At 67.3% G+C, this 14,893-nt stretch carries 13 protein-coding genes; 3 read left to right on the plus strand and 10 right to left on the minus strand.

Features of this window, described 5'->3' with window-relative positions:
- Window positions 1-24: 24 nt before the first annotated feature.
- From ABTX60_RS42010 to ABTX60_RS42035, 6 genes are all read right to left on the minus strand, one after another.
- The gene (locus ABTX60_RS42010) at window positions 25-1,128 is read right to left on the minus strand and encodes an ABC transporter substrate-binding protein (protein WP_352101934.1); all 1,104 of its coding nucleotides are present in this window, start codon (window positions 1,126-1,128) and stop codon (window positions 25-27) included.
- Window positions 1,129-1,619: 491 nt separating this feature from the next.
- The gene (locus tag ABTX60_RS42015; protein ID WP_352101935.1) at window positions 1,620-2,354 is read right to left on the minus strand and encodes an SDR family NAD(P)-dependent oxidoreductase; all 735 of its coding nucleotides are present in this window, start codon (window positions 2,352-2,354) and stop codon (window positions 1,620-1,622) included.
- Between the two features lie 34 nt (window positions 2,355-2,388).
- Window positions 2,389-3,495: an alanine racemase gene (locus ABTX60_RS42020; RefSeq protein ID WP_352101936.1), complete on the minus strand. Its 1,107-nt coding sequence runs from the start codon at window positions 3,493-3,495 to the stop codon at window positions 2,389-2,391.
- A 124-nt stretch (window positions 3,496-3,619) separates the two neighbouring features.
- Window positions 3,620-4,105 carry a RidA family protein gene (locus ABTX60_RS42025; protein WP_352101937.1) on the minus strand — a complete coding sequence of 162 codons (486 nt, stop codon included), beginning with the start codon at window positions 4,103-4,105 and terminating at the stop codon, window positions 3,620-3,622.
- Window positions 4,106-4,462: 357 nt separating this feature from the next.
- Complete coding sequence (locus tag ABTX60_RS42030) at window positions 4,463-4,672, minus strand: DUF2180 family protein (RefSeq protein WP_053674450.1); 210 nt, start codon at window positions 4,670-4,672, stop codon at window positions 4,463-4,465.
- Between the two features lie 388 nt (window positions 4,673-5,060).
- A complete protein-coding gene (locus tag ABTX60_RS42035; protein ID WP_352101938.1) occupies window positions 5,061-5,741 on the minus strand; it encodes a GntR family transcriptional regulator in 681 nt (226 codons plus the stop codon).
- 292 nt (window positions 5,742-6,033) lie between these two features.
- Between ABTX60_RS42035 and ABTX60_RS42040 the strand changes: the two genes are divergently transcribed.
- The 3 genes from ABTX60_RS42040 to solA all read left to right on the plus strand — a co-directional run bounded on the left by ABTX60_RS42040 (window position 6,034) and on the right by solA (window position 9,454).
- Entirely contained in the window at window positions 6,034-6,714 is a 681-nt protein-coding gene (locus ABTX60_RS42040; protein ID WP_352101939.1) for a haloacid dehalogenase type II, read from the plus strand.
- A 172-nt stretch (window positions 6,715-6,886) separates the two neighbouring features.
- A complete protein-coding gene (locus ABTX60_RS42045; RefSeq protein WP_352101940.1) occupies window positions 6,887-8,290 on the plus strand; it encodes an NAD(P)/FAD-dependent oxidoreductase in 1,404 nt (467 codons plus the stop codon).
- A gap of 18 nt (window positions 8,291-8,308) precedes the next feature.
- Complete coding sequence (gene solA, locus ABTX60_RS42050) at window positions 8,309-9,454, plus strand: N-methyl-L-tryptophan oxidase (RefSeq protein ID WP_352101941.1); 1,146 nt, start codon at window positions 8,309-8,311, stop codon at window positions 9,452-9,454.
- Window positions 9,455-9,493: 39 nt separating this feature from the next.
- On the opposite strand, the gene ABTX60_RS42055 is transcribed toward solA, so the two are convergent.
- The 4 genes from ABTX60_RS42055 to aspA all read right to left on the minus strand — a co-directional run bounded on the left by ABTX60_RS42055 (window position 9,494) and on the right by aspA (window position 14,748).
- On the minus strand, window positions 9,494-10,666 hold the full coding sequence (locus tag ABTX60_RS42055; protein ID WP_352101942.1) for an ROK family transcriptional regulator: 1,173 nt from the start codon (window positions 10,664-10,666) through the stop codon (window positions 9,494-9,496).
- 75 nt (window positions 10,667-10,741) lie between these two features.
- A complete protein-coding gene (locus ABTX60_RS42060) occupies window positions 10,742-11,821 on the minus strand; it encodes a phosphotransferase (RefSeq protein ID WP_352101943.1) in 1,080 nt (359 codons plus the stop codon).
- 27 nt (window positions 11,822-11,848) lie between these two features.
- Entirely contained in the window at window positions 11,849-13,198 is a 1,350-nt protein-coding gene (locus ABTX60_RS42065; protein WP_352101944.1) for an aspartate aminotransferase family protein, read from the minus strand.
- A 140-nt stretch (window positions 13,199-13,338) separates the two neighbouring features.
- Window positions 13,339-14,748, minus strand: a complete 1,410-nt coding sequence (aspA, locus tag ABTX60_RS42070) for an aspartate ammonia-lyase (RefSeq protein WP_352101945.1) — start codon at window positions 14,746-14,748, stop codon at window positions 13,339-13,341.
- Window positions 14,749-14,893: the final 145 nt, after the last annotated feature.

Consider the following 14,893-nt stretch of genomic DNA (forward strand, 5'->3'; position numbering starts at 1 on the left):
ACCGACGGTGCGGCGATACCGAATTCAGCCACGAGCCCACTCCAACCAGCGCTTGGTGACGGCCGACTCGTTCTTCAGCCACCAGTCGACATCCGCGTCGAAACCCTTGTCGTAGTACTTCGGAGCACCCGCGGACGCGCTGCGCTCCTTCTCCGTGAGCTTGGCGTAGGCCACCGGCGAGGACGGGTTCGACGGGAAGAACTTGACCAGGGCGGCCTGGCTCTCCGCACGCAGCGAGAAGTCCATCAGCTGGTAAGCGGCGTCTATGTTGGCCGCGTCCTTGGCGATGGCATAGCCCGAGAATTGGCGGCGCATACCGTTGAGCTGCCGCTCCACCGGGACGCCCTGCTTCTGCAGATCGGCGAGCCGGCCGTCCCACACGGTGGACATCGTGACCTCCTGGCGGCTCAGCAGCACACCGGGCAGCGGGCCACTGTCCCAGTACTTCTTGATGTCACCCCGCAGCCGCGTCAGCACCTTGAAGGCACGGTCCACATCCAGCGGGTACAGCTTGTCCATCGGCACGCCGTCGGCCAGCAGCGCGAACTCCAGCTCCGGCAGATCACCGTCCGGACTGACCATCGAACGGCCGCCCTTGAACACTTTGGTGTCCCAGAAGTCCGCCCACGACTCCGGCTTCTTACCCCCGAACGCATCCGTGCGGTACCCGATGCACTGGCCGTAGAAGGCCGCGCCGATGGCATGGTCGGTGATCTGGGCCTCGGGGATCTTCGCGCTCTTCACGCTCTTGACCCGGTCCAGGTCCAGCTTCTCCAGCGCGTCCTGCTGGACGTACTTGGTGTGCGACATCATCGAGTTGTTGATCAGGTCGCACTGCGGGCGGCCCTGCTTGATCTGCGCCAGCAACGGGGCGTCATCCAGGTTCAGCACCTTCACCTGGATACCGGTCTCCTGCGTGAACGGCGTGTAGATCGCCTTCTGCAGAGCAGCGCCGTACGAACCGCCACTGTCACGGACGACCACCGTCTTACCGCCCTTACCGCCACTGCCGGCGACGGACCGGCTGGTACCGGTACCGCAGCCGGAGAGGGCGGGAAGAGCGGCGAAGGCGGCGAGGCCGCCTGCTCCACGCAGGAGCGCTCTACGGCCGATCTGGGGATCACTCATGGCAATACTCCTCAAACAGGATGCATGGGACCAGCTGTGCGGGGGCTTTACCTCGCAGATGCGGGGGGGGTGGGACAGGGCGACCGACGCGGACGGAAGCATGGCCCGCTTGCGTTGCGGGTCGCCTCCGCCTTGGGCACCGGTTCGCCGTGGATCGGAAGTTTCCGGCGACCCTGTGTCGGGCGATGCCGGCTGGAAGACCGGGTGAGTGGGGGGGGAGCCCGAACCGGCGGAGGTGGTGACCGGAGGGGTGGCGGCGGTTTTGACCAGCGCCAAAGTACGACGCTTGAGAAGTCGGTAGCGGCGCCCACGGTCAATGAGCCGTTACCGGCACGGGCACGCTGTGGGGCGCAGCCGGAGTGCGGCGCTCTCGGCAGGCGCTCGGCCAGGGGTCGTTCGTCACGCGGCAAGCAGCGGTGGCCGAGGCAGAAGGCGAGACGGAAGGCAGGTCGTTCAGCCCATCGCTGAGATGGTGACGCCCTCAGGGATGGTCAGGAAGCGGTGTACCCGCCGTCGACGGTCAGGACCGATCCGGTCACGTACGACGACTCCGACGACGCGAAGAAGAGCACCGCGTCGGCGACCTCTTCGGGGGTGGCGAGGCGCTGGAGCGGAATCGTGCTCTCGCGCTCGCGGCGGTAGCCCTCGGGGTCGGGCCTGCGCTGGAACGCCGCTGCGATGACCGGGGTGGCGGTCAGGCCCGGAGCGACGACGTTGACACGGATGTTGCGCGGGGCCCATTCGATCGCCGCGCCCTTGGCGAGCATGATGAGGCCGCCCTTGGCGGCGGAATACAGGACCTGCCCGGACATGCCGACCATGCCCAGCCGTGAACTGACGCAGACGAACGATCCCCCTGCCTCGGGCATCAGCGGCGCGAAATGCTTCATCACCAGGAACGCGCTGAGCAGGTTGCTCTCCAGTACGTTCTTCGCGTCGTCATAGGCCATCTCGGTGAGCGGGCTGGTCGCCTGCAGGCCGTGGTTGAGGACGACGACGTCAACGGTGCCGAAGGACTCGGCGGCCTGCTTGGCCAGGTGCTCGACGAACGCCTCGTCATTGAGGTCTCCGGGAACATACAGGTCGTCGGGCTCAGCGCTGTCGAGTTGCTCCCTGCGGCCGGTGAGCAGCAGTCGCGCACCCTCGCGCCGGAAGTGGGAACTCACCGCCTCGCCGATGCCACTGCTGGCACCGGTCACCAGGGCCGTGACGTTGTCGAGTCTCATGTAAGGCACTCCTGTACGGGGGAGGTACGTAGGTTCAGTTGAGGAATCCGCGAGCGTCGACCGGCCAGCGTTGCAGCGAGGTGCCGGTACTGTCGGTGACGATCAGTTCCTCGAAACCGAGGACGACGGGACACACGTGGTTGGGCACCACCGGTACGACGGTGCCGACGCTCGGGCGGAAGTCACCGTCCGGCAGCGGGAGGAACCCGTGGTACTCGTTGACCTTGGACAGGACCGCCTTCGTGCCGGCGATGCCGCCGTAGCCGATCTCGGGGCTTCCTTCTTTGCTGAGGGCCTTGTTGCCCACATCGACGATGACCTGGTCGGGGACCCAGTCGCTGACCACGGTCCCGGCGACGAACAGCGCGATCTGGTCCTCCGTGCAGGAGCCCAGCCGGACGTTGTTCAGATCACCGAAGACGTACTCTCCGGGACGGATCTCGGTGATCACGCCGCTGGTGGAGAACTCGAGGGTGGGAGTGGAGCCGGCGCTGACCACCTCAGCGGTGACCCCGACGCCGGAGAGGCTGCGTACGGCAGTGGTGAGTGCGGTCTCCTGGTCCTGTGCGGCTCGTCGGCGAACGTCCCGGCCGACGCCGCCATGACCTGGATAGGTGAAGACGCCCACCGGCACCAGACCGCGCTTGCGGGCGGCGAGCGCGAGATCGCCCGCAGCCTCGGGCGGTGCCCCGGAACGACGGGCACCACAGTCGACCTCGATCACGACCTGCAGCCGGTCCGGTTCATCTCCCATCGCGTCGGCGAGTGCCTCGATCGCCGCGACGTTGTCGACACCGACCCGCAGCCGGGCGGACTCGGCGAGCCGCCGGATCCGGGCTCTCTTCGTTCCCGCGGCCCAGATCGGGTAGGCGAGGAAGATGTCGTCGAACCCGGCCGCGGCGAAGACCTCGGCCTCACCGACGTTTCCCGCGGTGATCCCGACAGCGCCGGCATCGATCTGGCGTCGCCCGATCTCCACGCACTTGTGCGTCTTGACATGCGGCCTGACCTCGAGGTTGTGCTGGTCGGCGAAGCCTTGGACACGCTCGATGTTGCCCTGCATGACGTCGACCAGCACGATCGGCGCGGGGGTGTCGATTCGCTCGACAAGAGCGTCGAGTGCTCGTTGCAGCCTGCTCACGCTGCTCTCCTTGTGGTTCTGTCTGATGACCGAGGGACTGGGTTGCCGACTCCCCCTGGATGCCGAACGCGCGCGGCCCACGATGACGCGCGCACTTCTCGCGCACACCGCCGTCGGGCCCTCCCTACACAGCGGTGCAGACCATCTGGATCTCGACCGGACTGTTGAGCGGCAAGCCGGCGACACCGATCGCGGTGCGGGCGTGCCGTCCGTTCTCGCCCAGCACCTCGATCAGCAGTTCACTGGCCGCGTTGGCGACGTTGGACTGCTCACCGAAGTCCGGCGTACTGGCCACGAAGACCAGCATCTGCACGATCCGGACCCGGTCCAGATCTCCCACCGCCTGCACAGCGGCTGCAAGCGCGTTGAGCGCGGCATGGCGCGCGAGCTCCCGGGCCTCCTCCAGCTCGACGTCCCGGCCGACAACGCCCTGCCCCAGCAACCATCCGTCCTGGTAGGGCAGTTGACCCGAGATGTAGATGCTGGACCCCAGGGCCCGGTGATGCACGTAGTACGGATTGTCACGCAGCTCGGGGAGGGTCAGGCCCAGGGCCTGGAGCCGATCGAAGGCCGAGCCGGTGTTCGCTGCCGAAGCTATGGACTGGCTCATCGAGCCACCTCCTCGAAAGGAACAGGGCACGTGGCCTCACAAAGCGGCCACGAGAACCCGTTTCGGGTGAACTTTGACCATCTGCACTCGGTTCTCCACACGAGTAGCAGCGGCGACATAACACCGTATGGTGGCTTAAGATCGCCATCATATTGTCGTTTGTCGACCATATGGCTGCCTGTCGAGCACTGTCAATAAGAACTTCAACCTCATGGCCAACCGGCCCTGGCTACAACTGAAGCCCGGACGCCGTGCCAACGATCTGGGACGGCGTCCGGGCGGGTCGAGAAGGGGTGCTCGGACGGGCAGGGCGCGTTCGGGCACCGGTGGTGCGGTGCGACCAGCGCACCATGGGGGTCAGTGCGCCGTCTCGGCCATGTCGCAGGTGTGGCACACCACCCTGCGTGCCGGGACACGGCCGTACGCGGCACCCATGCCGATCTGGCGGGTGACCTGCGCCTGACGTACGCGGGCGTGGTTCTCACAGGCGGCCAGGCCGCAACGCGAGCACACACCGATTCCGGTGGTGTCGCCGCGCGCCTCCTGGAGACAGTCGTAGCACCTCATGTTCAACTCCGATTTCAGCCGGGGGCCAGGTGCGGCGGCCGACCAAAGCGAACAAACCCACTTAGGCCACGCACACCTACTCAAGGGGCTTGAAAACTATGCCCAAGTTTAGACATTGTCAAGACTGAGACTCGATCGCGAACATGACTTCAGGGCTCGCGTCGACCAACGGTTGCGCAGACGGTTCCGCTGTCCGCCGAGAGACGTGAGGCGTCGTCAGGGCAGGGGCCGACGGCGGGCCGGCGCCCCGAGACCCTTCGAGCCCTGCCGCCTTCGACGCGGCTCGCCGGCGAGCGGACTCGCCGGCCGTTCGCCGGCAGCCCTGCCGACGGGCGTGCAGGCCACATCCGAGAGCGACATCGAACCTCGGCGGGCCAATGGCACACGCTTACCGGGGCGTGCGCTCCCCCGGTTCTCCCGTCTGGGCTCCCAGTCCCATGGGGAAGTGGGCAGCCAGTTCCTGACGGAACGCGTCGGTGTCGCCCTCCAGGGCGACCGCGGCCAGCCGCTCGTGCTCGACGACCAACTGCTGCGGGTTGTCGCTGTAGGTGCGGTGATCGACGCTGAGGTGGAGGCGCAGCTTGGTCTCCCAGCCGTTCCAGAGGCTCTGCAGGACGCCGTGCCCCGAGAGATCGTAGAAGAGCCCGTGGAATCGGAGGTGCGCGTCGATGCTGGCCGGGATGTCGTCCTTCTCCATTGCACGGCGGAGATCCTCGACGGTTTGCAGCAGCCGGTGCCGCTCAGAGCCGCGCAGCGCTTCGGCCGAGAGCTCGGCGGCGTACGGCTCGACACGCAGCCGGACCGAGTCGATCTCGGCGACCTCACGAGCGCTCACCTCTACGACGAACGCCCCGCGGTAGGGAATCTTGACGACGAGGCCTTCCTCCTCCAGCTTGGTCAGCGCCTCGCGCAGCGGTGACCTGCTGATGCCGAGGTCCGCGGCGATGTGCGCCTCGCGCAGCTGACCACCGGGAGGTACGGTCCCGTCGAGGATGGCGGCACGCAGTGTGCGGTAGACGCCGTCCGGCGTCGTCATCCGCTGCTCCTGCCACTCGAACTTGTGGTCCACCCCGTTGCCCTCCCTCGGCGCTTGCCGACCACTTGGTCGTTTGTCGACTATACCTCTGGTGTTCGCAGCCACACCTCAACTGGGCTCCCGGCGGGGGGATCTGCGAATCCACAGCCGCGCCCTGTCCGGCTCCCGCGGGTACGGGTGCGAAGCAGCGCCGACCCTCCCTGCGTCACCCCTCCGACCGACGCTATTGACAGTCGAAACTCATTTGGTCGACAATCGACCACACCAGATGGTCGACAATCGACCAGAGCGACGGACTGCTCCACTCAAGGCACCAGGAGGACCGATGGGATTCGACGTCAAGCCCAAGTTCGTGACGTTCGACATGAACGGAACGCTGATCAACTTCCGCATCAACGACACCATGCGTGAGGTCCTGGGAGACCGGCTGCCGGCCGAGGTCGCCGATGAATACCTGCGGATCTGCAAGGCGTACCGGATCGACGAGTGCACGGGCGCGTACCAGCCGTTCCACCAGGTCGTCGCGCGTTCCATGGAACGCGCCTCGCGCAAGGTCGGTCTCGAGTTCCGCGAGGACGAGGCGCGGGCGGTGTACGAGCGCATCCCCACCTGGGGCCCGCACCCCGGTGTCACCGAGGCGCTGAACCGCCTGGCCGAGGCGGTCCCGCTGGTCATCATCACGAACAGCGACACCGCGCACGCCGTCCGCCTCGCGGAGAACCTCAAGGCCCCGTTCGAAGTCGTGATCAGCGCCGAGGAGATGGGCGTCTACAAGCCACGGCTGCGTGCGTTCGAGTACATGTTTGACAAGCTCGGCGTGACACCCGAGGAGCTCGTGCACGTCTCCGCGAGCCCGATGTACGACCTGCGCTCCGCGGCCATCATGGGCATAGAGAACAAGGTGTACGTCGACCGTGGCTGGGAGTACGACGAGCACTGGCTCGGCTACGAGCGGATCACCGACATCGCCGACCTCCCCGTCCTCTTCGGCCTCCCTCGCCCCTGACGCCTGCACGGGGCGGCCGGCAGGACGTTGCCGGACGGGACGTGGAGCCGGCGACCGCGAAGGAGTCGCCCGAGTCCTCGTACCCCACCGGTGCAGCCTCCCTGTCGACGGCGGCTGCACCGCCTTCCCCCCACCGCCCCACACGGTTCCCAGACACAGAAGAAGGACACACATGAACGCCCTCGCGGCGCCACCCCGAAACGGAGAACTCGGCTTCTGGGTTACCCAACTGGCCGACAAGAGGCCGTCGTTCCCCCGCTTCACCGGCCAGGACCGCGTCGACGTGGCCATTGTCGGCGGCGGCTACACCGGCCTGTGGGCGGCGTACTTCGCCAAGAAGCTCGAACCGTCGCTCTCGGTGGCCGTCTTCGAGGCCGAGCAGGTGGGCTACGGCGCATCGGGGCGCAACGGTGGCTGGCTCTCGGCGATGCCTCCGGGAAACCGTGCCGCCTTCGCCCGTGTCGGCGGTGGGCTGGAGGCGAGCCGGGCGCTGCAGCAGGAGTTCGTCGCCGGTGTCGACGCGGTCCTGGACATCCTCCGGGCCGAAGGCATCGATGCCGATCAGCACAAGGGCGGTGCGCTCGTCGCCGCCCACACTCGGGCAGGGCTGGGCCGGCTGGTGGCCAGGCGTGATACCGACATGAAGTACGGGCTGACCGACGACGAAGTCCACCTGCTCGACCGGGACGAATTCCAGTCACAGATCAACATCTCCACCGTCCACGGCGGGCTCTTCTACAAGCACTGCGCAAGGATCCACCCCGCGAAGCTCGTCTACGGCCTCGCCGACACCGTGGCCTCCATGGGGGTCAGCATCTACGAGGGCAGCCGCGTGGACAGTGTCAAGGGCAAGACCCTCAGCCTGGCCGACGGGCGTGTCACCGCGGCGAAGACGTTCATCTGCACCGAGGGTTATTCGGGACAGTTGCTGGGCCGTCGGAGCGTGATCCCGGTCAATTCCTCGATGATCGTGACCAAGCCCCTGCCGGAGGAGGCATGGCGGCAGATCGGCTGGGGCGGGCCGCAGTGCCTCAACGACTCCGCGCACACGTTCATCTACGCCCAGCGGACGTCGGACGGCCGTATCGCCATCGGCGGCCGCGGTGTCCCCTACCGCTTCGGGTCCGGTACCGGGGGCGCCGGTGCGACCGCCCGGTCCACCATCGACCTGATTTCGCACAAGCTCGGTTCCTTCTTCCCGGGCATCCCCTTCGAGGTGGAGCACGCCTGGTCGGGAGTCCTGGGTGTCACGAGGGACTGGAACGGCGGCGTGCGCTGGGACCCGGTATCCGGGGTCGGATCATCCACCGGCTACGCGGGACACGGTGTCACGTCGGCCTATGTCGGCGGCAGGACTCTCGTGGAGCTCGCCTTCGAGAGGGAGACCGAACGGACCGCCCTCCCCTGGGTCGGCTACCGGGCACGCAAGTGGGAACCGGAACCCATCCGCTGGCTGGGCGTGCACGCCATGTACCGGCTCTTCGGCATCGCCGACCGGTGGGAGGAGCGCAGGGGTTCCAGCAAGACCTCACTGCCGGCGAGATTCGGCAGCAGACTCGCGGGACTTCACGAGTAGAGAAAAGGAACTGCTCTCATGGACGCAGAACTCGCAGTCATCGGCCTGGGCAGCATCGGAAGCATGGCCCTGTGGCAGGCCTCCCGGCTGTCCGACTCGGTCGTGGGCTTCGAGGCCGCCACCCACGCCCACGGCCGAAGTGCCGTGGGCGGGGACACCCGGCTCTTCCGCATGGTCTACCTCGGCAGACCCGACTACTACCCCATCATGGAACGCTCCCGCGGCCTGTGGGCCGAGCTCGAAGCGGAAACCGGGCAGGACATCCTCACCCGTACCGGGGGCCTGTCCATCGGGACGGCGAACGGCAGCTTCATCAACAGCCTCCTCGAGACGACGCGCATCAACGGAGCCGAGCACCGCGTCCTCGGCCGGGAGGAGTTGGCGCAACGCTACCCCCAGCACAACCTCCGCCCCGACGACTGCGCCGTCTACGACCCGCGCGCCGGCGTTCTGCGCACCGACCGCGCCGTCAGCGCCGCCGTCGCGGCGGCCCGGGCCAATGGCGCAACCGTTCTCCAGAACACACCCGTGGACGGCATCTCCGAAACCGACCACGGCGTGGTCGTCACCTCCGGCGACAGAACCTGGACGTTCGAGAAGGTCATCGTCGCCTCGGGCGGCTGGTCCCGAAAACTCGTGCCCGACCACCTCAAGGCCGTCACCGAAACCCATCGGATCGTCCTGACCTGGTTCGTCGCCCAGGACGGCAGGCAGTTCTCGCCGGAGAACTTCCCCGTCTTCAGCCGGCTGTACGGCGATCGCTCCCTGTACGGCGCACCCGCCGTCGACGGTGTGACGGTCAAGGCATCGGTGGACGGACCGCTGGACGGACGCGGACGGGAAACTCCCGACCCGGGCTCCGTGCCCAGGGAACTCACCTCGCAGGAGATCGAGAAGGTCACCGAGATCGTCACCGACTTCCTCCCCGGCCTGGTCCCCACCATCGTGCGATCCGACGCCTTCCCCGACCTCTTCACCGAGGACCGGCATCCGCTCCTCGGGTGGCTGGACGAGAGCAGCAGGGTCTACTGCGCCACCGGATTCTCCGGAAAGGGCTTCAAGATGGCCACCGGCTACGGCCACATCGCCGCACACGAGGCGCTCGGCAAACAGACCATCGAGGGCCTGGACTTCATGCGTCCGGACCGGTTCAGGACCAGGTAGCCCACCCGGTTCCGCGCCTCTGCGCAGCGCCCTTCGGGATCAGAACGCCGGCGCAGCCGGTTCCGTCTTCGGTCCCTGAGCGCGTGCCCTGAGCAGGGCGTCCTGCAGGCGGTTGTGGGTCATGATCAGGCAGGCGTGCACCGCGCCGCGCGCAACCGAGAGTCCCAGAACCTGGGAGACGGTCGTGATCCGGGGCACGGCCGGCAAGCTGTGTTCGAGTCGCTCGCGTACCTCGGGGAGCACTTCGTCCACCAGGGGGCGCAACCGGCCGACGAAGTAGACGGATTCGGGGTCGAGGGTCACGGTGACGATGCTCACGGCCGTCGTGACCGCCGTTGTGACCGCCTTGAGCATCTCCGCACGGGCTCGATGATCCCGGGCCGTGAGCCACAGGTCCTCGGCTCGCTCGATGTCCAGTCCTTGGTCACGGGCGAGCTTCACAAGCCCTGTGGTGCTCAGCAGTTCGTTGAGGGTGCGGTCGTCGATGCCCGAGGAGAGGGAACCGATGTCGCCGAAAGCAGGTGTACGTCCGCGAGCCAGTTCCCGGTTCCTGCAGGTGGCGAAGTTCAGGTTGCTGCTGACGCTGAACAGGGCAGCGTTGTAGACGTTCGCGTCGTCCGTGAGCACCTGGAGCAAGGACGCGTTCGCGTCACTGTCGAAGGTCACCGGAGCGTCGAGAAGCTCTTCGACGATGCGGTGGAGATCTCTGCCGGAGAAGACTCTCATCGGATCGGCGGGCCGGGAGACCTCCGCGCCGTCACGGACGTGGGCGGGCAGTGCCACGACGACCTGGCGCAGGGGCCCTCGGGCGGAGGCGCCGGTTCGCGCGATCAGGTCGGCCAACCACCGGCCTGCAGCGGGGACGTCGTGGTGCTCGGCCGTCGGGACGGCCACGTGTCCGATCTCGCGGCCGCGCAGGTCGGTCACCAGGACGCCGGTGGTCAGGGCCCCGAAGCCGACCCCCACGACGTGTCCGGCTGTCTCGGGCACGTCGAGGTACGTCGACGGACGGCCACGCCCGGCGACGGCGTCGACTCCCCCGTCCACGACGAACCCGTCGGCGCGCAGGTCTTCGACGGCCCGCGACACCGTCGCCTTGCTCAACCCCGTGAGCTCGATGAGCTTGTTGCGGGTCAACGGCGCATGGGAGAGAACCACGTCGAGGACACGTGCCTTGTTGTAGTCGCGTGGTGTGGGGTTGATGCTGCTCACCTCATGACCTTAGCGAGATCGGACACGGCCCTGACCAGTGGTCTCCACCGGACTTGCCGGCTGCCAGGGGGCTGCTCAAGGCGTGTCATGGCGGGTGCTCAGCAAGCGGTCCACGACCTCCTCCATGGCGACGGCCATGGCCCGTTCCAGGTTGACCCAGTCATCCGCGGCGTGCCCGAGCAGGTAGTCGCGACGCTCCGGCACCCGTTCCGCGCGCCACTGGGTGACCAGCGCGCGCAGTGTCAGGCGTGCCAGGGCGGCGACAGGCAGGAGCGGGAGTTCCGTGTCGTTGATCGGCCTGGCCCGCTCGTAACCCGCGACGAAGCTGCGTGCCTCGCGCCAGGGATCCCGCGGTGTCCGGCCAAGGAGGTTCGCGAGGGACACAGCCGGATCGAAGATCAAAGCGCTGCGCATACTGTCACCGAAGTCGATCACTCCGGTGACGAAGCTGTCTGCCCGCGGATCCACCAGGACGTTGTAGGGGCTGTAGTCACCGTGGATCACTTGGGTCTCGAGGTCACCCAGTTTCGGAACAACGGTCGCGTGGAAGAGGCGGAACACCTCGTGGGCCAGCCGACGGTGCGCGGCACCGGGCGTGTACTCGATCAGCTCCCGCAGCTGGTCGAAGTACCGGAGGTCCCACACGAGGCGCCGCTCGTCCGCCGGATGCCTGAACGACCGCAGAGCCAGGTCCACTCGCCCGAGCATCTGCCCGGCCTCGGCGAGCTGGTGGTGAGTGGGGTTCGTCTTCGCCAGGACGGCACCTTCGACGAAGTCGAAGACGCGCAGGACCCGAACCCCGCCCTCTTCCGTCTCGATCAGTACGTTGTCGTTGCCTTCGGTGGTTTCCTTGACCCGCTGGACCGGGAGATGGGGAGCTTCGGTTTCGAGGTGACGCATCACAGCCGTTTGCAGAGCTACGACCGCTACCGCCTCGTCAGGCGGGGAGACCTTGACCAGATGGTCGGCTGATCCTGTCCGCAGCCGGAACGTGTCGTCCTTCTCGGTCGCCAGCCGCTCGAGACGGCCGCTCAGCCGGTAGTGCCGGGTGAGGAGGGCATCCACGTCGCTCATCGCGATGGGCTCGTGGGACGAAGCCAGGCCGCTCTCCTCGAACAGCTGCTGCGTGATACGTGCGGGGGGCGAGGTGTTCACCGTTCGGTCCCTTCGGCTTTCAGCCTGCTACAGGCGCGTCCGGGCGATCTCCGCGAAGGTTTCGAGGAATCGTGTGACGTCAGCCGAGTCGAAGGCCAACGGCGGTCGGATCTTGAGCACATTGACTGCTTCGCCGGTGCCGCTGATGAGGACGCGGCGCTCGCGCATGTCGTTGATGAGGTCGTCGGCGCGGACACGATCGGGCTCCAGTGACTCCCGGTCCTTCACGATGTCGACGCCCACGTACAGACCGCTGCCGCGGACCTCCGCGACGTGCGGAGACTCGCGAGTGATCTCCTGGAGGCCGGCTCGAAGGGCCCTGCCGTTGTCGAGAACCCGCTGTTGCACGTTCTCCGCTTCGAAGACGTCCAGCACCGCGGCACCGGCGGCAACCGCGATCGAACTGCCGGCGAAGGTGTTGAAGTAACGGACGTTCCGTCCGAACTCCTCGCACACCTCGGGTCGGAACACCACGCCGGAGATCGGCATGCCGTTGCCCATGGGCTTGCCCATCGTGACGATGTCGGGAAGTACCCCATGGCGGCTGAATCCCCACATCGACTCTCCGAGCCGGGCGAATCCCGACTGGACCTCGTCGGCGATGTACACGCCGCCCGCGGCACGCACCTCCTCGACCATGTCACGCAGGTAACCGACAGGGTCGGTGAACAGGCCGTCGCTGGAGTGCGCGCAGTCGGTGATCAGTGCCGCGAGCCTGTAGCCGTGGCGTTCGAGGTGGTCGATCGCGCCGCGCACCTGGCTGCGCATGTGGTCGGGAAGCGATGAACCCGGCGGGACGAGTCGCGGATCAGGAGCATCGATGAGCCTCACGTTCGGCCCGAGCGGCGACCCCGCGCCGAGCGTCGGCGAGAAGCTCGCGACCTCGCGCGTGAGACCGTGGTAGGCCCAGCGCGTCACGATGATTCCCTCGCCGCCCGTGTGAAAGCGAGCCACACGCATGGCCAGGTCGTTCGCCTCCGACCCGCTGCACGCGAAGCTGACCCTGGAGAGCGCTTCGGGCATGGTCGAGAGAAGGCGCTCGGCGTAGTCGACGAGTGACTCCTGCACGTACCGCGTGTTGGTGTTGACCGCCGCCATCTGGCGGGACACGGCCTCGACGACGTGCGGGTGTGCGTGACCGACACACGGCACATTGTTGTAGGCGTCGAGGTAGTCGTTGCCCTCCCGGTCGAACAGGTGAGCGCCTCGACCGGAGACGAACTCGACCGGCTCCCGGTAGTTCAGCGCGTAGCCCGGGCCGAGCACGCTGTTTCGCCGCTTGACGGTGGACCGCAACCGCTCGGGCAGGCCACCGAGCTCCGCGGGGTCGAACCGGTTGGGGTAGTTGGCCAACGCTCGACTTGGCGTGGAAGTCATCAGCGGATCCCCTCCTTCATGGCATCTCACCGCGATCGCTTCAGCTGTGGACGCTTTTTGTTTCAGTTTCAGCCTGAAACTTATACCTCACGCGCTGGTACGGCAACCCTTGTGACGGCCAAGAGTGCCCCGCGCGTACCTCAGGCCAGGGTCGGGCCGCTGCCGGCGAGGACCTCGGGGCGCAGCAGGTCGGCCAGAACCTCGGCCGGCAACAGGCCCTTCTCCAGGACGAGTTCGGCGACACCACGGCCGGTGGTGAGGGCCTCTTTGGCGATGTCGGTGGCGGCCGTGTAGCCGATGTGCGGGTTGAGGGCGGTGACCAGGCCGATGGAGTTCTCCACGCTCGCGCGCAGTGCCTCGGTGTTGGCGGTGATGCCGGACACGCAGCGCTCCGCCAGAGTCAGGCACGCCGCACGTAGATGCGTGATGGACTCCGACAGGGAGTGCAGGATGATCGGCTCGAAGGCGTTGAGCTGGAGCTGTCCGGCCTCGGCGGCCATGGTGATGGTGACGTCGTTGCCGATGACCTCGAAGGCGACCTGGTTGACGACCTCGGGGATCACCGGGTTGACCTTGCCGGGCATGATCGACGAACCGGCCTGCACCGGCGGCAGGTTGATCTCACCCAGGCCCGCACGCGGCCCGGAAGACAGCAGCCGCAGGTCGTTGCAGCTCTTGGACAGCTTGACCGCGATCCGCTTGAGCACCCCGGACATCTGCACAAACGCCCCGCAGTCCTGCGTCGCCTCCACCAGATTGGCCGCCGTCACCAGCGGCAGCCCGGTGATGGCCGCGAGGTGACGACGGGCCGCCTCGGCATATCCGGCAGGGGCGTTGAGGCCGGTACCGATGGCCGTGGCACCCAGGTTGATCTCATGGATCAACTCCGCGGCTTCCGCGAGCCGGCTGCGGTCCTCCTCGATCATGACGGCGAACGCGGAGAACTCCTGGCCGAGCGTCATGGGCACCGCGTCCTGCAACTGGGTGCGGCCCATCTTGAGCACGTCGCGGAACTCGATGGCCTTGTGGGCGAACGTGTCCTGCAGGACGGACATCGCGACGAGCAACCCGCGCACCGCGAACACCGTCGCGATCTTGACGGCGGTCGGATAGACGTCGTTGGTTGACTGACCGAGGTTGACGTCCTCGTTGGGGTGCAGGTACGCGTACTGGCCCTTCTCATGGCCCAGCAGCTCCAAAGCCCGGTTGGCGACGACCTCGTTGGCGTTCATGTTGGTCGAGGTGCCGGCGCCGCCCTGGATGACGTCGACCACGAACTGGTCGTGCAGCTTGCCGGTGCGGATCTCCCGGCAGGCGGCGACGATCGCTGCGGCCTTCGTCGGCTCCAGCAGCCCGAGTTCCTCGTTGGCGAGGGCGGCGGCCTCCTTGACCGCGGCAAGGGCGTCGATGAGATGCGGGTACGCGGAGATCGGCGTACCGGTGATCGGGAAGTTCTCCGTGGCGCGCAGGGTGTGAACTCCCCAGTAGGCATCGGCGGGGACGTCCCGGTCGCCGAGCAGATCGTGCTCGATGCGGGTGACGGCGGTCATGGGCTGGGGGTCTCTCTCGGGAGGCATGGTGGGGGGGGGGGGGGGCGCCCCCCCCCCCCCCCCCCCCCGGGGCCCCCGGGGGCCCCCCCCCCCCCCCAAACACAGCCCACACCCGGAAGTATAGCCCCCCCCCCCCCCGAAAACA

It is taken from the genome of Streptomyces sp. NPDC126510, assembly GCF_040302345.1.
GTDB lineage: Bacteria > Actinomycetota > Actinomycetes > Streptomycetales > Streptomycetaceae > Streptomyces.

Coding starts and splice junctions, on each gene's coding strand:
- solA (WP_352101941.1), top strand. CDS start 8,309: ATGGACGCAGAACTCGCAGTCATCGGCCTGGGCAGCATCGGAAGCATG.
- ABTX60_RS42015 (WP_352101935.1), bottom strand. CDS start 2,354: ATGAGACTCGACAACGTCACGGCCCTGGTGACCGGTGCCAGCAGTGGC.
- ABTX60_RS42045 (WP_352101940.1), top strand. CDS start 6,887: ATGAACGCCCTCGCGGCGCCACCCCGAAACGGAGAACTCGGCTTCTGG.
- ABTX60_RS42065 (WP_352101944.1), bottom strand. CDS start 13,198: ATGACTTCCACGCCAAGTCGAGCGTTGGCCAACTACCCCAACCGGTTC.
- ABTX60_RS42030 (WP_053674450.1), bottom strand. CDS start 4,672: ATGAGGTGCTACGACTGTCTCCAGGAGGCGCGCGGCGACACCACCGGA.
- ABTX60_RS42040 (WP_352101939.1), top strand. CDS start 6,034: ATGGGATTCGACGTCAAGCCCAAGTTCGTGACGTTCGACATGAACGGA.
- ABTX60_RS42025 (WP_352101937.1), bottom strand. CDS start 4,105: ATGAGCCAGTCCATAGCTTCGGCAGCGAACACCGGCTCGGCCTTCGAT.
- aspA (WP_352101945.1), bottom strand. CDS start 14,748: ATGACCGCCGTCACCCGCATCGAGCACGATCTGCTCGGCGACCGGGAC.
- ABTX60_RS42010 (WP_352101934.1), bottom strand. CDS start 1,128: ATGAGTGATCCCCAGATCGGCCGTAGAGCGCTCCTGCGTGGAGCAGGC.